This window comes from Rhodococcus sp. MPR-R1B (assembly GCF_058793255.1).
In genome coordinates, this window is sequence record NZ_JBXAFO010000003.1 from 354524 (window position 1) to 374269 (window position 19746).

At 62.7% G+C, this 19746-nt stretch carries 23 protein-coding genes and 1 pseudogene; 11 read left to right on the top strand and 13 right to left on the bottom strand.

Annotation, left to right across the window (positions count from 1 at the left end):
• Window positions 1-34: 34 nt before the first annotated feature.
• From AC1Q61_RS06925 to AC1Q61_RS06945, 5 genes are all read left to right on the top strand, one after another.
• Entirely contained in the window at window positions 35-862 is an 828-nt protein-coding gene (locus tag AC1Q61_RS06925) for a 2-keto-4-pentenoate hydratase (RefSeq protein ID WP_064113555.1), read from the top strand.
• Window positions 859-1803, top strand: coding sequence for an acetaldehyde dehydrogenase (acetylating) (locus AC1Q61_RS06930; RefSeq protein WP_003943168.1), 945 nt, complete (start codon window positions 859-861; stop codon window positions 1801-1803). The genes AC1Q61_RS06925 and AC1Q61_RS06930 overlap by 4 nt, the downstream gene beginning before the upstream one ends.
• Window positions 1800-2828 carry a 4-hydroxy-2-oxovalerate aldolase gene (gene dmpG / locus AC1Q61_RS06935; protein ID WP_215516184.1) on the top strand — a complete coding sequence of 343 codons (1029 nt, stop codon included), beginning with the start codon at window positions 1800-1802 and terminating at the stop codon, window positions 2826-2828. The genes AC1Q61_RS06930 and dmpG overlap by 4 nt, the downstream gene beginning before the upstream one ends.
• Before the next feature lie 159 nt (window positions 2829-2987).
• On the top strand, window positions 2988-3704 hold the full coding sequence (locus AC1Q61_RS06940; protein WP_051649632.1) for an NUDIX domain-containing protein: 717 nt from the start codon (window positions 2988-2990) through the stop codon (window positions 3702-3704).
• A 19-nt stretch (window positions 3705-3723) separates the two neighbouring features.
• Window positions 3724-4185, top strand: coding sequence for a DUF6389 family protein (locus AC1Q61_RS06945; protein WP_042922920.1), 462 nt, complete (start codon window positions 3724-3726; stop codon window positions 4183-4185).
• Window positions 4186-4247: 62 nt separating this feature from the next.
• Here AC1Q61_RS06945 and AC1Q61_RS06950 read toward each other — a convergent pair whose 3' ends face one another.
• The 3 genes and pseudogenes from AC1Q61_RS06950 to AC1Q61_RS06960 form a co-directional block, all read right to left on the bottom strand.
• Complete coding sequence (locus AC1Q61_RS06950; RefSeq protein WP_370852753.1) at window positions 4248-4340, bottom strand: mycothiol transferase; 93 nt, start codon at window positions 4338-4340, stop codon at window positions 4248-4250.
• A gap of 79 nt (window positions 4341-4419) precedes the next feature.
• Window positions 4420-4578 (bottom strand): annotated as a pseudogene (locus AC1Q61_RS06955) (mini-circle protein); the annotation flags it as partial.
• 133 nt (window positions 4579-4711) lie between these two features.
• Complete coding sequence (locus AC1Q61_RS06960) at window positions 4712-5188, bottom strand: hypothetical protein (RefSeq protein WP_081377509.1); 477 nt, start codon at window positions 5186-5188, stop codon at window positions 4712-4714.
• Window positions 5189-5563: 375 nt separating this feature from the next.
• Here AC1Q61_RS06960 and AC1Q61_RS06965 point away from each other — a divergent pair, with 375 nt between their 5' ends.
• Window positions 5564-5935: an SdpI family protein gene (locus AC1Q61_RS06965; RefSeq protein ID WP_064443539.1), complete on the top strand. Its 372-nt coding sequence runs from the start codon at window positions 5564-5566 to the stop codon at window positions 5933-5935.
• A 44-nt stretch (window positions 5936-5979) separates the two neighbouring features.
• Here the strand turns inward: AC1Q61_RS06965 and AC1Q61_RS06970 are convergent, their stop codons facing one another.
• From AC1Q61_RS06970 to AC1Q61_RS06985, 4 genes are all read right to left on the bottom strand, one after another.
• Window positions 5980-7014, bottom strand: a complete 1035-nt coding sequence (locus AC1Q61_RS06970) for a HEAT repeat domain-containing protein (protein ID WP_492651204.1) — start codon at window positions 7012-7014, stop codon at window positions 5980-5982.
• Window positions 7015-7027: 13 nt separating this feature from the next.
• On the bottom strand, window positions 7028-7693 hold the full coding sequence (locus tag AC1Q61_RS06975; protein ID WP_179090777.1) for a HEAT repeat domain-containing protein: 666 nt from the start codon (window positions 7691-7693) through the stop codon (window positions 7028-7030).
• 82 nt (window positions 7694-7775) lie between these two features.
• A complete protein-coding gene (locus tag AC1Q61_RS06980; RefSeq protein ID WP_003943264.1) occupies window positions 7776-8246 on the bottom strand; it encodes a DUF2269 family protein in 471 nt (156 codons plus the stop codon).
• A gap of 34 nt (window positions 8247-8280) precedes the next feature.
• Window positions 8281-8955 (bottom strand): DJ-1/PfpI family protein, encoded by a 675-nt coding sequence (locus AC1Q61_RS06985; protein WP_007735669.1) that lies wholly within the window; start codon window positions 8953-8955, stop codon window positions 8281-8283.
• Between the two features lie 205 nt (window positions 8956-9160).
• Here AC1Q61_RS06985 and AC1Q61_RS06990 point away from each other — a divergent pair, with 205 nt between their 5' ends.
• Window positions 9161-10105 (top strand): GlxA family transcriptional regulator, encoded by a 945-nt coding sequence (locus AC1Q61_RS06990; RefSeq protein WP_042922997.1) that lies wholly within the window; start codon window positions 9161-9163, stop codon window positions 10103-10105.
• Between the two features lie 8 nt (window positions 10106-10113).
• Here AC1Q61_RS06990 and AC1Q61_RS06995 read toward each other — a convergent pair whose 3' ends face one another.
• Window positions 10114-11229: an ABC transporter substrate-binding protein gene (locus tag AC1Q61_RS06995; RefSeq protein WP_257216393.1), complete on the bottom strand. Its 1116-nt coding sequence runs from the start codon at window positions 11227-11229 to the stop codon at window positions 10114-10116.
• Between the two features lie 99 nt (window positions 11230-11328).
• Entirely contained in the window at window positions 11329-12000 is a 672-nt protein-coding gene (locus AC1Q61_RS07000; RefSeq protein ID WP_030537444.1) for a DNA alkylation repair protein, read from the bottom strand.
• A gap of 146 nt (window positions 12001-12146) precedes the next feature.
• Between AC1Q61_RS07000 and AC1Q61_RS07005 the strand changes: the two genes are divergently transcribed.
• Window positions 12147-13493, top strand: a complete 1347-nt coding sequence (locus AC1Q61_RS07005) for an APC family permease (protein ID WP_042922927.1) — start codon at window positions 12147-12149, stop codon at window positions 13491-13493.
• A gap of 25 nt (window positions 13494-13518) precedes the next feature.
• Window positions 13519-13887 (top strand): hypothetical protein, encoded by a 369-nt coding sequence (locus tag AC1Q61_RS07010; RefSeq protein ID WP_042448254.1) that lies wholly within the window; start codon window positions 13519-13521, stop codon window positions 13885-13887.
• Window positions 13888-13937: 50 nt separating this feature from the next.
• On the opposite strand, the gene AC1Q61_RS07015 is transcribed toward AC1Q61_RS07010, so the two are convergent.
• Together AC1Q61_RS07015 and AC1Q61_RS07020 are read right to left on the bottom strand one after the other, a co-directional pair.
• Window positions 13938-14642 carry an SDR family NAD(P)-dependent oxidoreductase gene (locus tag AC1Q61_RS07015; protein ID WP_215516185.1) on the bottom strand — a complete coding sequence of 235 codons (705 nt, stop codon included), beginning with the start codon at window positions 14640-14642 and terminating at the stop codon, window positions 13938-13940.
• 108 nt (window positions 14643-14750) lie between these two features.
• Window positions 14751-16085 carry an aminotransferase class I/II-fold pyridoxal phosphate-dependent enzyme gene (locus AC1Q61_RS07020; protein ID WP_225320193.1) on the bottom strand — a complete coding sequence of 445 codons (1335 nt, stop codon included), beginning with the start codon at window positions 16083-16085 and terminating at the stop codon, window positions 14751-14753.
• 79 nt (window positions 16086-16164) lie between these two features.
• Between AC1Q61_RS07020 and AC1Q61_RS07025 the strand changes: the two genes are divergently transcribed.
• The gene (locus AC1Q61_RS07025) at window positions 16165-16791 is read left to right on the top strand and encodes an FMN-binding negative transcriptional regulator (protein WP_215516186.1); all 627 of its coding nucleotides are present in this window, start codon (window positions 16165-16167) and stop codon (window positions 16789-16791) included.
• Between the two features lie 39 nt (window positions 16792-16830).
• On the opposite strand, the gene AC1Q61_RS07030 is transcribed toward AC1Q61_RS07025, so the two are convergent.
• Complete coding sequence (locus AC1Q61_RS07030; protein WP_492651205.1) at window positions 16831-17727, bottom strand: SDR family oxidoreductase; 897 nt, start codon at window positions 17725-17727, stop codon at window positions 16831-16833.
• A gap of 283 nt (window positions 17728-18010) precedes the next feature.
• Between AC1Q61_RS07030 and AC1Q61_RS07035 the strand changes: the two genes are divergently transcribed.
• A complete protein-coding gene (locus AC1Q61_RS07035; protein WP_042922930.1) occupies window positions 18011-18976 on the top strand; it encodes a DUF8129 domain-containing protein in 966 nt (321 codons plus the stop codon).
• A gap of 93 nt (window positions 18977-19069) precedes the next feature.
• Here the strand turns inward: AC1Q61_RS07035 and AC1Q61_RS07040 are convergent, their stop codons facing one another.
• Complete coding sequence (locus tag AC1Q61_RS07040; RefSeq protein ID WP_007735618.1) at window positions 19070-19678, bottom strand: TetR/AcrR family transcriptional regulator; 609 nt, start codon at window positions 19676-19678, stop codon at window positions 19070-19072.
• Window positions 19679-19746: the final 68 nt, after the last annotated feature.

The following is a 19746-nucleotide window of genomic DNA, read 5'->3' on the forward strand; positions in this document are numbered from 1 at the left end:
GCGCAATCTCGGTGCCGCGGCGAAGGTAGTGGCCATGAGCCAGCCCACGAATACCAGTACAGCTAGCGAGACCGACATCGCAGCTGCTGCGGACCGCCTCGCAGCCGCCATCGCGAGCGGCACTCCCTGCGCGCCCGTGCGCGATCTGATCGGCGCCGACGACCTCGTCGCCGCCTATGCCGTCCAGCGCCGCGTCGACGAAATCCGTCGGCAGGCGGGGGCCGTGGTCGTAGGCCGCAAGATCGGCCTGACCTCGGTGGCAGTCCAGCAGCAGCTCGGTGTCGACCAGCCCGACCTCGGCGTGCTGTACGCCGACATGGAGTTCCCCGCCGGCGGCGCCATCCCCATGAGCCGTTTGATCCAGCCCAAGGTCGAAGCGGAAGTTGCCTTCGTGCTCGGTGCCGACCTCGTGGACGGACCGCTGGACAGTGCGCAGGTGCGCGGTGCGATCGACTACGCCGTCGCCGCGATCGAGATCTGCGACAGCCGCATCGAGTCGTGGGACATCAAGTTCGGTGACACCGTCGCCGACAATGCGTCCTCGGGCGTGTACGTCCTGGGAACCGAACGACGCACCCTCGACGAGGTGGAACCCGCCGGCGTCGTCATGTCGATGTCCGTCGACGGCACCGAGGTGTCCACCGGCGTCGGAACCGCCTGCCTGGGCGATCCGATCGAAGCCGTCGTCTGGCTCGCCCGCACTGCACGTGAGTTGGGGCAGCCGCTGACCGCAGGGCAGGTGATCCTGTCCGGCGCTCTCGGCCCCATGGCACCGGTCACCGCAGGCAACGAAGTCACCGTGACCGTCTCCGGGCTCGGTTCCGTCACCACCAGTTTCTCCAGCGAAGAGGACAACGCATGAGCAAGGTCAAGGTCGCGATCATCGGATCGGGCAACATCGGCACGGATCTGATGATCAAGGTGCTGCGTAACTCCGACTACCTGGAGATGGGCGCGATGGTCGGTATCGACCCCGCGTCGGACGGCCTCGCTCGCGCGGCGCGTCTGAACGTGCCGATCACGGCAGAAGGCGTCGAAGGCCTTGTCGGTCTGCCGAACTTCGACGAGATCGAGATCGTCTTCGACGCCACCTCGGCAAAGGCTCACGTGGCCAACAACGCGCGGCTGGCTCCCCTCGGCAAGCGCATGATCGACCTGACGCCTGCCGCGATCGGACCGTACGTCGTACCGGCTGTCAACGCGGACGAGCACTTGGACGCACCCAACGTCAACATGGTGACGTGTGGCGGCCAGGCCACCATCCCGATGGTTGCCGCTGTTTCTCGGGTCGTCCCGGTGGCGTATGCGGAGATCGTCGCGTCCATCGCCTCCAAGTCGGCCGGTCCCGGAACGCGCGCCAACATCGACGAGTTCACCGAGACCACGTCCGAGGCGATCGTGGCAGTCGGCGGCGCTCGTCGCGGCAAGGCCATCATCATCCTCAACCCCGCTGAGCCGCCGCTCATCATGCGCGACACGGTCTTCTGCCTCGTCGACGCACCGGACCCGGCTGTTCACGACGAGATCCGTCAGTCGATCGAGAAGATGGTCGGCGACGTCTCCGCGTATGTCCCCGGCTACCGACTCAAGCAGGAAGTCCAGATCACCGAGATCCCGGCCGACCAGCCCGTCGAGACGTTGCTCGTCGACGGCAATCGCCCCACCCACCAGGTGTCGGTGTTCCTCGAGGTCGAGGGCGCGGCACACTACCTGCCTGCGTACGCCGGCAATCTCGACATCATGACGTCCGCCGGAATGCAGATCGCGGAGCGCATCGCCCAGCAGAAGGAAGCAACCAAGTGAGCAACCGCAAGATCTTCGTCCAGGACGTCACCCTTCGCGACGGCATGCACGCTGTTCGCCACCGCATCTCGCCGACCGACGTCAAGCGGATCGTCACAGCTCTCGACGCTGCCGGCGTCGACGCGATCGAAGTTGCGCACGGTGACGGCCTCGCCGGCGGCTCGCTCAACTACGGCCCCGGCTCGAACACCGACTGGGAATGGATCGAAGCAGCGGCCGAGGTACTCGAGCACGCTCGTCTCACCACGCTGCTGCTTCCGGGTGTCGGCACGATCAGTGAACTCAAGCATGCTTACGACCTCGGTGTTCGCTCGGTTCGCGTTGCCACGCACTGCACCGAGGCCGACGTCTCCGCGCAGCACATCGAAACCGCCCGCGAGATCGGCATGGACGTCTCGGGCTTCCTGATGATGAGCCACATGACGCCTGCCGAAGAACTGGCCAAGCAGGCCAAGTTGATGGAATCGTATGGCGCGCACTGCGTCTACGTCACCGACTCGGGTGGACGTCTGGTGATGAACGACGTCGCGGATCGTGTTCGTGCATACCGCGACATCCTGGACGAGGGCACCGAAATCGGTATCCACGCCCATGAGAATCTCTCACTCTCGGTTGCCAATTCCGTTGTCGCAGTGCAGAACGGCGTCACCCGCGTCGATGCTTCGCTTGCCGGTCACGGCGCCGGTGCCGGCAACTGCCCCCTCGAGGCCTTCATCGCCGTCGCCAACATCGAAGAGTGGGAGCACGGCTGCGACCTGTTCGCCCTGCAGGATGCCGCCGACGACATCGTCCGACCACTGCAGGACCGGCCGGTCCGCGTCGATCGCGAAACCCTCACTCTCGGCTACGCCGGCGTGTACTCGAGCTTCCTGCGCCACGCCGAAGCTGCGTCGGAGCGCTACGGAATCGACGTTCGCACACTGCTGCTCGAAGCTGGACGCCGCCGTCTGGTGGGTGGTCAGGAGGACATGATCGTCGACATCGCGCTCACCCTCGCAGCGCAGGCGACAAAGGAAGCAGTCTGACGCGCTGCCGAGTTCGCTGACACCCGAGTCCCGCTCCCGTCTCCGGACGGGGGCGGGACTTCTCAGTTGGACTGAGAGTTTCCGCCGCGACGCCGCTCAACGCTGAAGCTGTTGTTGCCCAATAACGGCGAGGTGCCGATCTTCGCTACGGTGGATGACATGACCGAACCTCTCAGCGACCGGCTGATACACCCAACTGCAACGGCGGGTTGCGCCGGCGTCGACATTCCGGACAGCCGGGGTCGCACCGGCCTCGACCGAACAGGCTTCGGGCTGCACGGTAATCCGAATGTCGAGGTCGAACGAGTCGAGGTCACCTCAGACGGTTGGCATGTGTTGCGTCGCAGCACCTTCACGTACCGGCGACGGGACGGCACTGTCGAGACACAGCAACGAGAAACCTACGACCGTGGGAACGGCGCGACGATCTTGCTGTACGACCCAGAACGGCGCACCGTCCTGCTGACGAAGCAATTCCGCTTTCCCGCTTACGTCAACGCACACCCCGACGGCATGTTGATCGAGACCGCAGCCGGTTTGCTCGACGACGACACGCCGGAAGTAGCCATTCGGCGAGAGACGAGCGAGGAGCTTGGCGTCGCGATCGGTGAGGTGCAGCATCTGTTCGATCTGTACATGAGCCCCGGATCCGTCACCGAGAGAGTGCATTTCTACGCCGCTCGATACAGTCCGGCGGACAGAACCGGCAGCGGTGGCGGGGTGCCAGACGAAGGCGAGGACATCGAAGTCCTGGAGTTGCCGTTCGACACGGCACTCGACATGATCTCCGGCGGAGAAATCGTCGACGGTAAGACGGTCATTCTTCTTCAATGGGCGGCCATGTCGGGGGCACTGACTTCGAAGTCGATTGCCTGAATTTCTATATCCTGTGCCGATGGAACCTGCTGAGTACAGCGACGCGCTGAGGTCTGTCCTCGATACCGTGTCGGCGGTAGTGAGCGATCGACTGGCTGCGATTCACCACGCGGCAACCCCGCGCACCGAAGGGATCGTCATCGATGTCTCGGTCGATCAGGACGGCGAGGGAACTTTCGGCGTCTGGGCGCGATTCGACGATCCGGATGCGTTCAGTTTGAATCAGCAAATCGGCGACGAGCGGGAGCTTTTCAGCGTGATCTGGGGTGAGGAAGGCTGGGAGCCACCGGTTCCCCCTCGTCCGCGAGAGTGGTCACGCACGGAACTCGAGAAAGTTATCGTCGGTGTCGTTGCCGAGTGGATCGGCGCGCTCGTTCCCCCGACTGCATCCGAACTGCACTGGGAAGTAACAACTCCCGACGGAGCGACCGACCCGATACCTGTGGGCCCCGATTTCGGTAGCGGACATTCGCCTCAATGAAGCGCGGAAGCTGTCGGCGAGACGGACGACTTCGAACCACTGTTGTGATCGATGTTGCGATGTCACCGACCGGTCGAACCGTCGATAAGTTCGCGGAGGATGTCAGCGTGCCCGGCATGGCGCCCGGTCTCTTCGCTGAAACGTCGCTTTCCAATCCGTCACGTTTTCTGCGAGAAACATCGATCGTTCGACAAAGGTCAAGTGAGTGACCAGCCCGAGCAAGGTTGTCCCAGACGGAACAATTGTGGTGCGCACCTGAGGTTCCGGAGCACCCTCGACCTTGGCAGCGATCGAATCACGCAAGTAGTCGAGAAACGCGCGTAGCGTATCGACCTCGCTATTTCCGGACCGGGGTGGTGGGGCATCACGGCGGCTGCGACGCGACGCTGCCATGGTGGTTCTCCTTACTCGGTGAAGAACGACATAGAGGCTTCATTCCTGGGTGGGCAGAACCGATCCTTCCGAATTCACTCCGATCCCGCATCAAATTTTGCCGTTGCGGCAAAGGCAGGCTTCATCGCCGGTATCACCGCGCCGAATGCAGGTCGTGCACAAGTTGGGGCCTCCGCAACTTGCCGACCTCGAAAGGCCACCGCTGCAGCGGGTAGGCGAGACGAGCCACGAAGTAGTTGGCGTACTCGGCGACGCCGAAAGCCCACACCGCCACCACGCCCACGGCCGCGCCGGAGTGATCTGGTAGCCAGATGACAACGCCGAGAAGAGCTATCGCCAACAAGAGAACATCGAGGACCCGAAACACGCGGTAGAGCGCTGCGAGGCGGGCCGGCATCGGCGCCTGCTCGACCCAGCCTCGGGCAAGCAGCCAATAGACACCCGCTTGTACGAGAACCACGAGCAGTGGGGCCAGCGCCGACCACAGCGCCGCGGAGTCGTGCGGACCTTCGAGCCGAGGCATCACGACACTGACAGCCACGGCGGCAAACACTCCCGCGGCGGCCAGTTCGCCAAGACCGAGGCTCAGGTACCTGCGTCGCAAACTCATTCGCCGTTGATCCACCACGTGAGAAACCATATCCGTTGATCACCGCGCAGCGGGTGCGCAGCAGCTTCGAGGCTTTGCCTGAGATCGATCAGGCTCGCAGCCAAAGGAATACGGTTCACCTCGACTTGATTCGGGCGGATCATCCGGCACGTGTTGGCGGATCCGGCGGGAAACCTTTTCTGCCTAGGCAATCCACACTAGGGCTTGTCTGAAAACTAGTCCGAGATCGAGTCCACTGCTCATCCGACAAAGCCTGAAAGTGCGTCACCCGATCAGCAGTACATACATTCGTTCGCATACAGTCGGATGTGTCCCAGCGGCACCCCAGACTGGAATGTCCGCTGCGTCAACATCTGCCGATTGGGGGCTGGACGGATGGAATCGCCTGACTTACTGGGTCTGACGGTCTCACTGACGTCGTCGACGCTTATCCTCGCGTTCGTTGCTGGGCTCATGCCGCGACTCGTCGGTGATGAACCGAATCCCGTTGTCGGCATACGCACGAAGGCGACGATCTCGAGCCCCGAGGCGTGGCAATTGGCCCATCGGATTGCGTGGCCCCTTCTACGCCGGACGGTGTGGACAGCCGTAGTGGGACTGTGCATGCAGGTCGCCATCGGTGTCGTGACAGGTTTCGGATCTGTGGTGTCGGCTGTCGCCTCAACAGTCGTGTTTCTAGCGGTGCTCCTTGTCCTGCTCTGTGCAGCGTTGAAGGGCAACGCCGCGGCAAAATCGTTACGGCGCTGACCACCCGGGCCCGCATTTGTCAGAGGTGCCCTAGTTCTCCGATTTCAGTTCCCGATACGCGGTCGTTCGCGCCGGCGTGGTCCACGGTCCCGCATCTCGAGGATCGCGGCTGCCGTGGACGCGACCGTCTTGTCGTCGTCGCGTGTCAGCCGGGCGAGCGCTTCCCGGGCCGCCGCGCCGGGAATCTCAGCGAGTGCCTGCGTGATTCGCAACCTCGTCGGGGCGTCGTCAGTGCCGTCGAGCCCTGCCTGCGCGGCATCGACGACCTCACCGCTTGTCGGTGAGTGCTCCGCGAGAAGACCGAGCACCTCTCCGGCCTCGACGTCGCGTCGCCCGTCGGCGACCATCTCGAGGAGAGCGGGCATCGAGACGGCCTCTCCGCGAGATCCGAGGGTGAGAGCGGCATCAGCGCGGACTATCGCGTCCGAATCATCGAGAGCTCGCTTCAGCGCCCGAGTTGCTTCCTCGGTGTGGATCCCGGAGATGGCCGACGTCGCGCGGCGTCGAACCTCGACGTCCTCCGATTCGAGGCCCTTCGTGAGACCTGCAAGGCCCGCACCTTCGGTCCTCGCCAACGCCCACTGCAACGCTCCGGCCACGTTGGCATCCTTCTCCGACAGGATGGCCTCGACGAGTGCGTCGACGGGCAACGCCGCATTCAGCTCCTGCGACAGGATCGCTTGCTGACGGTGGGCAGCGAACTCGGATTCGAGTGCACGCAACAGCGAGACCATGCGCAGGACGTCATCCCACTCCGAAGGGGCGGATGCGTCGACCCTTTCGAGTTTGGTCAGCAATTCCTCCTCCGCCGCGATCCGTTGCCGAGTGTGTTGCATGAGTTCACCCACCAAATCGGCCGGCGCGAAGTCGGGTTCGTCCAGTTCACGCTTGGCCTCGTTCAACGAGAGCCCCAACGTCCTCAAGCTCTCGACGTGGAAGAGTCGACGGATGTCGTCGGCGGAGTACTCCCGGTAACCGCCGGACGTGCGGCCCGTCGGCTTCACCAGTCCCAAGGTGTCGTAGTGACGCAGCATCCGTGTGCTGACACCACAACGCCGCGAGACCTCGCCGATCAACATCCGTCTCCCCTTCCTACGCGTCCGGGCCGATTGCCGCGACGCGCTTCGCCAACTCGTGTGAGAGTGCGAACCCACCGTCGGGGTCGTGCCAGAGTTGCTTTGTAGCATCAGCATGCGCCCGGACACGCGGATTCGGGTTCATTCCGGCCGCGTCGAGCACCGGGAGTACAGCCTCGCCGAGCCCGGTCAGAGCACGGCTCAGACTGAGCTGCATCTGCAGTTCGCCCCGCCCGAGTTCGGTCGCCAGATCCGCTGCGAGTGCACCCTCGACTCCTGCCGGCACGAGTGCCACTGCGGCGCGCCACGCACTGCGCGCGACCTCGTCGTCCTGGTCGTGCACCAGCGCAGAGACCTCGGGCCACGCGATCGGATCGCCGATCTTGGACAAGGTGTGGAGCGCCTGACTGCGGGCTTGCGAACCATCGGACCCGAGCTCACGGATCAGCCTCGGCACCGTAATTTCGGCCGGCAAGCGGCACAATGCCCAGGTCAGCATGTCGCGGACGAAGAAGTCCGGCTCGACGGCGCACCGATCGATCAGGGCATCCGTCAGCTCAGGGTCCGGGCGCGTGCCGACAGCGAGCGCGGCGCGCAGCCGAACCGAGGGATCAGCCGCGGCCAATGCGTCGACGAGGTGAGCATTCTGCCCACCATGGTTGGTTGTGTTCACGACAACCACCTCCTTCGTCGACCATTGGAGTCCTTGTCACTGTGTCAAGGTCAAGCGTCGCTGTCTCCGACACGGGAAATATCGCCTCGGATCACACGCCGGTTGTCGATCCTGGCCGAAAGATCATCAGCACGACGACAACGACCCAGAGCAGATTGAAGATCCCCGTCGCTGTGCCCAGTCGACGGGTGAGCCGCGTTGCGACATCCACAACGGACCCGGTTCCTTCGATCGCCGCCATTGTCAGCCGTTGGGCGGGAAGCACGACCGCGGTGAGTATCACGGCGGCAACGACGGTGAGTGCGATCGAGGTGAGGATCCACAGGTCACCGAGCACTCCGAGATTGACGGCGGTGGCGACACCGAGCATCGGAACGACAACGCCGATCGTGGCATACACCCGAACGATGCGATGCAGCATGCCCGTCGTCGCAACACTGGCGCTGTCCGGATCGGCGAGCGCGGCGCGGCTCGCCACCGGGAACATACTCGCCGCCACAGCGACGGGGCCGATGGCAAGAATGGCCGCAATCACGTGGAGGGACAGCAGGATTCCGGTCATGGGATTTCTCGCGTTTCGGTACGCACAAGCGTATTCACGCAGCGTCCGGGGCGAAGGTGATTACAGGCTCGGCGCCCTTGGCCGACCACACCGTTCCACGACGCTCGTAGTCGAAGAGCGCTTCGACCTCGAGACTTATCCGGGGCCCGAGGCATCGTTCCAACAGGTACAGGCCAAGGTCGAGACCGGATGTCACACCGCCGGCGGTGATCAGGTCACCGTCGTCGACGATTCGCGCCTGGATCGGAATAACGCCGCCGGCCGCCAGTGCGTCCACGGCAAGATGGTGTGTCACGGCGCGGCGCCCTTCGAGAAGCCCCGCCATCGCCAGCGCCAAAGATCCTCCACAGACGGTCGCAACAAGAACACCAGGATCGTCGAGTGCACGCCGCATCATGACAGGCAGTTCGGTTTCCGTTGTGGCCGCGAGTCTTTCCGGCAAACTGGTGCCCGGCTGGTCCGCATCGGGTTCGAAGAGACCCGATGCTCCGGGAACGATGATCAGATCCGCGTGTTCGACATCGAGGGTTGCAGTGGCGGTCATAGCGAGTTCACCACTTCCACTCAGGACGGTCCGAGGCCCCTCCGCGCTGACGAGTTCGACACTCAACGCCCCACCGCTGGCGAGACCCCCGGCGTAGAGCACCTCGTACGGACCCACGACATCCATGGGATCGAATCCGTCGAACAACACGATCTGCGCGTGCACTGCAACCTCCGATTTTGTGCGACGCGCTCCTGTGCGCTTCGCTGTTCCTACGACAGTAGGAGGAAGTTGACCCCTGCGGCGACGGCTGAAAGCCAACCTTCGACGGCTTTCAGCCAACCTCACATATTCTGTGAAATACCAGTTGAGAGGATATTTCACGACACGAGATCACAGAATCTCGCGCCACATACGCTACGTTTCAGACATGCATGACGTTGCAGTTCTCGCGTTGCCCGGAGTGGTGCCGATGGACCTGGCAGCACCCCTCGAAGTCTTCGGACGATGCAGGCTTCCCTCAGGCGCACCGGCCTACCGGACCGCCGTGTGCGCGCTCACCGAGGAGGTGGAGACCGGAACGTTCACGATGCGCGTACCGCACGGACTGTCACGTCTCGCCCAGGCCAGCACGATCATCATCCCGGGCACCGCCGATCTCGATGTGCCGGTCGACGCCGAGATCATCGACGCCCTCAGATCAGCCGCGGATCGCGGCACACGCATCGCATCACTGTGCGTCGGCGCATTCACGCTCGCCGACACCGGCTTGCTCGACGGACTTCGCGCGACGACGCACTGGGCGGCCGCCGCAGAGTTGGCGCGTCGGCACCCGGCTGTCGACGTCGATGCTGCCGTTCTCTACGTCGACAACGGGCACATCTTGACTTCGGCGGGCGCTGCGGCCGCACTCGACCTCTGTCTGTACATGGTGCGTCAGGACTACGGGTCTGCCGTCGCCGCCGACACGGCACGTCTGAGCGTGATGCCGCTCGAACGTGCCGGAGGGCAAGCACAATTCATCGTCCACGAGCCTCCCGTACCCAGCGGGACAACCCTTCGTCCACTGCTGAACTGGATGGAAGAGAATCTCGGGGAGCAGCTCGACATCACGACAATCGCGGCCAGGGCAACGATGAGCACCCGCACGCTCAACCGCCGCTTCCAGGAACAGATCGGTACAACGCCGTTGCAGTGGCTCCATCACGCGCGGCTCCGCCAAGCGCAATTTCTGCTCGAGACTACCGACCACTCGATCGAACGTGTTGCGGGACAAGTCGGATTCAATGCCGTCACCACGTTCCGCGAACGCTTCCGAGACCTGGTCGGCACCAGCCCACAGCGGTACCGGACACAGTTTCGAACTTCCCGCTAGCGGGCCGGTCAGCCCTTGACGTTGCCGGCAGCGGTGTTCAGAACTGTGGCGACGTCGTCGAGGATGTACGGGATGGTCAGGACCGTCAGTCCGCCGAACGCGAAGTTCTTGTCGACGCTGAAGTCCTTGGTGGATGCCGTACGCCCATCGACGATCACCGGCTGAGCTGCCACCAGTGGCTCGGCGAGGAACGCGTTCAGAGAGTCCTTGTCGTAGGCCACCACGAACAGCACGTCAGACGCAATCAGCGGCGCCTGCTCGGTGCTCAGCTCGAAGTACACGGCCTCGGGATCCTTGACGGGATCGGCCTGCTGGATCGTCGGCTCGTTCTTCAGACCCAGCTGCTCGAGGAACTCGACACGCACGTCGGCGTTCTTACTCACCGCGAAGGTGCTCGGACTGTTCGGGAGTCCGATGGTGACGGTCTTACCTTGCAACGCAGGGTTCTTCGCAGCCGTCGCGCTGATCGCGGCGTTGGTCTTGTCGATGAGCGTGCCGGCCTCGGCCTGTTTACCCAGCGCCTGACCAGCGATGGTCACCTGGTCCTGCCACGACGCGGTCCACGGCTCGTCCTGGAAGGAAACCACCGGCGCGATCTTCGACAGTGCGTCGAATTCCTGCTGAGTGAGCCCGGAGTACGGGGCGAAGATGAGATCTGGTTCAGCCTTGGCGAACTGCTCGACAGGTGCTTCGCCCGTTCCGTCACCCGACAACAAGATCGGCTGCTCGCCACCGAGCTTGTCGAGTGCCTCGGCGTCCCACTTCAGAATGCCCTGCGCGTCGGCCCCGTACTGAGGTCCGGAGAAAGTGGGCATCGCGACCGGGACGACACCGAGAGCCAGGAGGGCGTCCTGATTGGACCATCCCCAGGTTGCGACCCGCCTGGGCTCCTCCTTGATCTCGGCCGTGCCGAGGGCCGACGTGATCGTCACCGGGAACGCGGCGTCGACTGCGGATGAAGTCCGGGTGCTGTCTTTGTCGTCGGTGCTGTCTTTGTCGCTGTTGCTGCTGCAGGCCGCCATTCCGGCCGCCAGCCCGCACGCCGCCACGACGGCTACCATCCGGCGGACACGGCTGCCACCACTTCGTCGCTCTGACAGCCCTCGTCCCAAAATTCTCGCCACGCCAGGACCTCCCGGTCGATCGACCTGCTCAGACACCCCGAGCGGGTGACGGCGCCTAACGTAGCACGAAGGTAACCCTATCCTCAGTTGTCGTGCGCTCTACTTTGCCCTCTGTCGTCGCACCATCTCCGCGATCCAGATGGGCGCAAACGGCGAGGTGCAGTTCGGTGGAGTCGGGTAATCCTCGAGCACCCGCAGTCGCTCACCGATCTCGATTGCCCGGGCGCGGTACTCGGCATGTTCGATCCCGATCTGAGCCAGGCAGTGGTTCATCGCCCATTGCAGGCGGTCAGGAGCATCCTTCATCTCCGCCTCGATGACGTCGAGTAGCCCTGAAAGGTCAAGTCCCTCGGGCTTCTTCGCGACACGTTCGGTGGTCAGAGCCCACCCGGCGCTAGCGACCACAGGATCAGGGTCAGCGGTCCAGGCCACCCGCAACTCCTCGGCATGCGGGTTCTTCTTCACCACGTAATTGACGAGCCAGTCCTGCACCTTCGGAGTGCGGGCCTCTCGCAACATGACATCCAACTCGTCACGCTCGAACGCCTTCGGGCGGCAGATCAAAAGGGCCAACAATCGCGCCGCGGTATCGCCCGTCGCCCAAAGCTGTTGTGCGAGTTCCTGCTGAGTCTTCAATCGCTTCGCAACAGCGCGCAGTTTTGTGAGGTTCACACCGTGATCGTCACCGTGCTTCTCGTTCACCGCACGCGCCTTCGGATCTTCGAGAGCAGCCAACTCGTCCATCACCGCGGCAACCGTCGTTTCGGCCACTTCGTCCTCCAGTCACTACTTCTGCGATTCCCCTACAAGCAAAGCACGGGAAGGCGGGCGACCTACGTTTGAAACCTCGGCCAATGGGTACATGACTGCTCCTGAGGTGGCGGCACGCCACCATGAAGACAGGACGAACCTTGCATATGCGACGCGCCGCGGGTGCTGAGAACGTGGACGAAACCGCAGGCGGAGATGAAGACGGCGGTAAGAACATTCTCACTCGGGCTATAACCGGCCCACTCCTTTTCGTGTTCATCCTCGGAGACGTTCTGGGTGCCGGCATCTACGCGTTGGTGGGCGTCATCGCCGGTGAAGTTGGTGGAGCCGTCTGGGTACCACTGCTCGTAGCGCTCGTCATGGCATTGCTGACAGCAACGTCGTATGCCGAACTGGTCACCAAATATCCGCGAGCGGGCGGCGCAGCAGTATTCGCCCAACGGGCGTATCGGAAACCACTGATCTCGTTCCTTGTCGGCTTCTCGATGCTGGCGGCCGGCGTAACCAGTGCGGCGGGACTCGCCCTCGCATTCTCGGGCGACTATCTCAAAGCCTTCATCGACGTCCCAACCGTTCCAGCGGCGCTCGTCTTCCTGCTCCTGGTGGGACTTCTCAATGCCAGAGGCATCAAGGAGTCGATGCGCGCCAACGTCGTCATGACAGTCGTGGAGGTCACCGGGCTCGTCCTCGTTGTCGTCCTCGCTTGCATAGTTCTCGGGCGCGGCGACGGAACCCTGAGCCGCGTCGTGGAGTTCGACGACAGCCGATCGCCTGCACTCGCGGTGCTGGCTGCGGCACTCCTCGCGTACTACTCTTTTGTCGGCTTCGAAACGTCCGCGAACGTCGCCGAAGAAGTGAAGAACGTGAGCAAGGTCTACCCACGCGCACTGTTCGGAGCATTACTGACAGCCGGCGCCGCCTATGTCCTTGTCGGCCTGGCTGTCTCGGTGGTCCTGCCCGCCGACGAACTTGCCGCATCCTCCGGGCCACTGCTGGAAGTTGTGTCAGCTGCCGACGTCGGCGTTCCGCCTCGCCTGTTCAGCCTGATCGCGTTGGTCGCCGTCGCCAACGGCGCACTGCTGACAATGATCATGGCGAGCAGGCTGACATACGGGATGGCATCGGAAGGCTTGCTCCCGAGCGTCTTCGCTCGGGTACTGCCGCAGCGACGGACCCCCTGGGTGGCGATTATCGCGACCACAGCAGTTGCCATGGCTCTCTGCGTCACCGGATCGCTGTCAGCCCTGGCGGAGACGGTGGTACTCCTGCTGCTTTTCGTATTCATCAGCACCAACATCGCCGTCCTGGTTCTGCGCCGTGACGCAGTGCAACACAAACACTTCCGAACGCCGATCATCTTCCCGATCCTCGCTCTCGGTACGTGCGTTGCGTTGCTCACCCAGCAGAGCGCTGCGACGTGGTTACGCGCATCATTACTCTTGGCCGTCGGAGTAGTGCTGTACGCCCTCTCCCACCGCCGATCCACGAAGTGAGGTGCGATGTACAGGAGCCGGTGTGATGACCGACAGTTCTGACGCGTCAGATGTAATTCAGCGTCGAGAGCGAAAGATCAACAGGCGAACCCTGACGTACGGCGTGTCAGTCGTTCTGGCTACCGCGGTTTTGGTTATCGCGATCGTGTGGTTGGGCTCCCGGCGGGGCGAATGCTTCGGTACCGACACCTTGCTGTGCTCACAGAAGGATCGCCGACTGGCGGTCTTCGTCCCGAGCCTGATGTTGCTGCTCGGGACCGTGGGCGCGTTCTTGCGAGCCTCCCTGCGATTGCACCGCCTGCGGCGCCTCTACATCCGGCCGTACATGGCGTGGACCTTGGCGGGCCTCACCCTGACGTATCTGACCGGAGCTTACTTCTTGATCGGGGTCTAGATTCTCTGAATACGTCTGTTCAGCAACCAGATTGAGTCGACCGCCGCAAATCAGAATCGCGGATCGTCGATCGCAGTGAGGACTACTTCCGGCACTGACGTCGAAGACGACAAACTCGAGATCGAGCGCACCGTATCCACAACGTCATGTACCGGGACCAGAGATCCCTCTCCCCTGGCGGCAGCGACGTCTCGGGGCACGTCGAGTCCGTCTTCTGTATTGAGATATCCGAGATGAAGGACAGTCACGGCGAGTCTGTCCTTCCGATAGCCCTCTCTCAACGCGTCGGCAATGCCGTTGATCGCGAACTTCGATGCACCGAACGCAACCTCCGGCCTACCGCTTCGCGGGAGTCCCGAGGTGGACCCGGTCAAGATGATCCGAGGTCGAGGACGGCCGATCATTCTCGGGATCAGGCGCTTGAGCAGGAGAATTGTGGCCGTGATGTTGGCGTTGATCATTTCGAGCATTTCGACATCGGATTGATCTGTGAACGCATAATCGGAAGTGAAGGCATCCCCTTCCCAAATTCCGACGTTGCAGATCAGGGTATCTACACCACCGACAAGCTCCTGATCGATCGAATTCGCTGCCGTAACAGGATCGGTCAGGTCGGCTTCGATCCACTCGGAGACGTCGAACCCGTCAGGACGCCGACGCGATATGCCGAGAACTTCGTCGCCATCGCTCCTCAGACCCTCGATCAAAGCACGACCAAGACCTCGGCTCGCACCGACAACAACCGCCCTCGCCACAATTACACCCTTCGTCGTCGCTCGAACCGATCCTATCGATCCAGCCGTCGCCGGTAGTTTCGTCGAGAAGCGAGAGACTCAGATTCGCACCGTAGTGCAGCTGGACAACTACGGGCTCGCCAATATTTCAGCCAGGGCACTGGCGAACTCGCGTGCTTGGTCAGAGGTGATGGTGGAGGCGGTCACACGAAGTGCCCGGTGGCACTGACCCGGCGTCGCCGAGAACTGACTTCCGTCCCGCACGAGCCAGCCAGACTCGGCGAGTCGCTCGACAATCGGTTCGGAATCCCGATCCAGCGGAACCCAGACATTGAGTCCGTCGAAAGTGTCAGGAACCTCGATATCATGTTCTGACAGTGCAGATTTCAGAAGGGTTCGGCGGCGCTCGTAAACAGCGCGAGCATTGGCGAGGCCGTCGATCACCGTCGGATCACTCAGCAGTTCAGCACTCAAGCGCTGCTGCAGGTGACTGACCCAGTTGGCGCCCGACCGGAGATGAGTGCTCAGCCGAATGCCGGTGTCGAGGTCCGAGGCGACCACTGCCACGCGCAGGTCGGGCCCGAGAAATTTCGACACGGAACGAACAAGCGCCCACCGCGTCGTGCTCATCGGAGCGAGCCGACAGTACCGATTGCTGGACACGGCAGAGAAGTGATCGTCCTCGATTACCAGAACGTGAGGGAACTCGGCCAGGATGCTTCCGAGAATCGCCGCTCGGTCGGCGCTCATGCTGACCCCGGTGGGGTTGTGCGCACGAGGGGTGCAAATAATCGCGCGCACACCACTTTCGAGAGCACGCAGCAGCCCTTGCGGGGTAATACCCGAAGTGTCGATGTCCATCGGTACCGCTCGGAAGCTGTTGGCTTTGAGCGTTCCGATGCTCGCCAGGAAGCACGGATCCTCGATCGCGACGGCGTCACCTCGGGTCAAATGAGCGGTCAACAGTCGCTCGACCGCGTCAACGGCACCGTTGGTGATGGTGATCGAGCACGGCCTTAGAACCTCGTCCTCGATCGAGGAACGTGCCCAGGAATCGAGTAGAGGCTCGGTGGCTGCGGCGCCGTACAACCGGGGCGTGTAAGTGGTCCGGTCCAACGAGGCTCTGAGATCAGGCAGCAATGCCGGATCAGGATTTCCGCTGGCGAGATCCACGCTGCCAGGAAGAGCGATACCGCCTTCTCCTTCCAGGAACGGTATGGCTCGCACGAAGCTGCCGCGCCGGCCCTGTGTCTCCACAACTCCCGCCGCCACGAGCAAGCGATAGGCTCCGGCAACTGTGTTCCGGTGAACCTCGAGATCGTCGGCCAAGGCCCGTATGGGCGGCAACGCATCCCCTGGAGCCAGTACCCCAGCACTGATGAGATTGCGGATGCCCTCGGAAATCTCGCCCGCTGTCCCGCGGACGACATAGAGCCTCACCTGGTCCGCCACAGTGCTGGTCACAGGCTCACTCTATTAGCACATGACAAAACCTCCACGCTGTGACACATTGTCACATGACAAAAAATCTGTGAGGAGACACATGATTCTGCCCGGACAATTCCGCCTCTCCGACGACGCGGTCGCCGACTCTCTCCACGCCGGTGGATTCGGACACCTGGTCACACCGGGCCCCGAGACCCTCGAAGTCACGTCGATGCCACTGCTGTACAACGCCGACGGAAACGTGTTGGAGGGGCATCTCGCCCGGACGAATCCGCATTGGCGATACACCGGGACATCGGAGTCTCTGGTGATCCTCCCCGGCGCCGACGCCTACGTGAGCCCCGAGTTCTACCCGAGCAAGAGCGTCCACGGGAAGGTTGTCCCGACGTGGAACTACGAAGTTCTCTACGTCTACGGCCAACTGGTTGCGCACGACGACGAGCAGTGGCTGCGTGCGCACGTCACCGCATTGACAGCTCGACATGAATCCGGCCGTGAGAACGAATGGAAGGTCACCGACGCGCCGCCGCAGTTCGTCGATGCGCAGCTGCGAGGGATTGTGGGGATCGAACTGCACGTGGCCCGTGTCTACGGAAAAGCGAAGTTGAACCAAAACCGTTCCCCCGCTGATCGCTCCGGCGTCATCCGGGGTCTGGAGAAGGGCTCATTCTCCGAACGAGAGATCGCCGCAGCGATGGTCGCCGCCGGCCTCGACAACGGTTGACCGTTACGCCGTCGTCGTACGCCTTGTCTAGTCGCACATTCAGGTGAGCGGTTTTCCACCCGTCACGCCGATGACTTCCCCAGTGGTGTAACTGGATTCGCCAGAGGCGAGAAATACATAGGCGGGAGCAAGCTCGGCCGGCTGACCAGCCCGCCCGAGCGGAACGTCGTCCCCGAACGTCTCGAACTTCTCCTTGGGCATCGTCGCCGGAATCAGTGGCGTCCAAATCGGTCCAGGTGCAACGGCATTGACCCTGATTCCCTTTCGTGCGACATCGGCGGCCAGCCCCTTGGTGAAGTCGATGATGCCCGCCTTTGTCGTGGCGTAATCGAGCAGCTCGGGCGACGGGGACGCACCTTGGATGGACGAGGTATTCACGATCGTCGATCCGGGCTCCATCTGCGCGATCGCTGCTTTGGAGAGCCAAAATAGTGCGTAGAGGTTGGTTTTCATCACACGGTCGAATTGTTCGGTGGTGATATCGGCGATGCCGCCCATCTGCACCATCTGAAACGCGGCGTTGTTCACCAAGATGTCCAGTCCGCCGAGTTCACTCACCGCGGTTTCGACCAAAGCAGAACAGTGTTCCTCGCTTCGGAGATCTCCCGGCACCGAGACGGCTTTGCGACCTGCCTCCTCGACCCAGCGAGCGGTTTCCCGAGCGTCCTGTTCTTCCTCGTCGAGATAACTCAGGACAACGTCCGCGCCTTCTCTGGCAAATGCAATCGCGACCGCACGTCCGATGCCCGAATCCGCTCCGGTGACAATCGCACGCCTTCCTTCGAGTCGACCGCTTCCTCGATAGGTGTTTTCACCGTGGTCGGGAGGAGAAATCATGTCTGCGGTGAGACCGGGGTGTGCGATCTCCGCCTGCCGCTCACGCACAAGAGCGGGGAACCGCGTGGTCGGGTCCTGCATTGCGTACTGGTCCGGCATATCGATACTCCTCGGGTGACGCAGTTTCTCGCGGGCTTCTGGATGGATGCACTGCACATGCCTCCTTCCCGCCGAATAGAAATCGAAACCTCGGGGTGGCCGGGATCTCACTCGTCCTGGCGCCGACGATCTCGGTGCGTCGAGCCCACTTGTTCGTTGTGGTTACTACGCGGTAGGTCGGGGTAGCCCGCGTAGCGGCGGTGGCTCCGCGACCCGCGGAGCACTCGTCGAGCAGAAGCTGAACATCACGTAAAGCACGCACCGACGAAGGGACGACCCCGATATGAGCAACTCCGAAACCACGTCCGCCTTGATCACCCAGTTACGCATCCTCCTCGGACTGACGCACACCGAGATCCAGGTCGCCGAAACGCGCGTCGCACAGGCCAGAACCGAAGCGGTTCGACGCGAACTCACGGAAAACGCAGAGAACGGCCGTGAAAGGGCGAGTTCCATCGAGTCCACGATTCGCGATCTGGGTGGCGTTCCGGAATTGGTCGGTCCGTTCCTCGGACGCGCGACAGCCGGAGTGAAAGCGATGGTCGAACAGGCCCAGCCCTTCGACGAAGCTGTACTGGGCGACCTTGCGCTCGAACATCAACTCCTCGACCGCTCCCGCTACCTCAAGGCCCTGGCCACTGCCGGCGGCGATCAGACCGTCGCGGCGTTGGCCGACCGCCTCATCGCTGCACACTCCGCGACCGTGGACTGGCTCACGACTGTCTTGGCCGAAGAGGCACTCGGTGGACCGGCAGCTTTGCGCCGCACACCGATGCAAGCTGCCACCGGCGCGGCGATACGGCTGGTCAACGTTCCGGTCTCCTGGTCCACCCGCAGTCTCGACCGTGCCATCGACGCTGTTCGCACCTCACCGCCGGTACTGGGTGAGCTGATCAGCTGGGGCGCATATGCCGGTGACGTGACTGTGAAAACACTCTCGGCCAGTAGGGATGCGGCCATCGCCACTGCAGAGAAGGTCACTCGCCGTGAAGGTGCTGACGGTGCCGCCGACGTCTTCCGTTCGGTAAGGAAGTCGAGTGGGCTACTCGACCCCACTGAACTTCCCATCGAAGACTTCGACGAACTCAACGTCACCCAAGCCGTCTCCGCCGTGAAGGAACTGACCGAAGCCGCACAGGTGCAGGACATCGTTGCGTACGAGGAAGCGCACAAGAACCGCCACGGCGTCGTATCCGCCGCACAGGCAAGACTCGCAGCGATCGCCCAGGAAGTCGTCGGAATCAACTAGAGCGTTCAATCAACATATCGAGAGTCCGACTCTCGGAACCGCGAGAACTGGACCTCGTGAAAGCGGGATTCGCGGCCAGGGCACCCGAGACCGTCAAGAAGATGACAGCGGCTCTCGAAGCCCTCTGATCAGTTCGACGCGCGCGGAATCGAGAATTTCCTCGGAGAGCGGGGAACCCTTGGTAGCTCGCGAAAGAACCAGTGCACCGAGCATGGTGGAGAGCCGGAGGAGACCGACAGCTTCGTCGTCGGCAAGAGCTGCGGCAAAATCCCCCACTCCCTCCGTGTAAACCCGACGGGCCTCGCTGTCTGCAGGCTCGCGCGCCATGTCGGCGGCGAGCGCAGCAGCGGGGCATCCGTCTGCCGGGTTGTCGCGATGCGCCACCGAGAGATAGGTATCGATCAAAGCTTTTCGGGCGGAGTCACGTTGCCCTGCATGCTCTTCGAGTCCCGCAGAGTGCAGCTGAGCCAGTTCCTTGAAGGCGTGGGTGGTCGCTTCGTCGATGAGAGCGTCCTTGGACGCGAACTGCTTGTAGAAGCCACCGTGGGTCAGCCCCGACGCCTTCATCAGGTCGGCGACGCTGAGGTGGGTGCCCTTCTCTCGGAACAGTCGGGCTGCGGTTTCCACGACGCGCCGACGGTTCTCTTCCGCTTGTTGCTGCGATACGCGGCCCATCACAACGCCTTCCAGTTTGGATTTCACTTGACATCTATCCTAGCCGACACTTAGATTTGATTCATAATCTAAACGTCACGAGCAATCACAACACT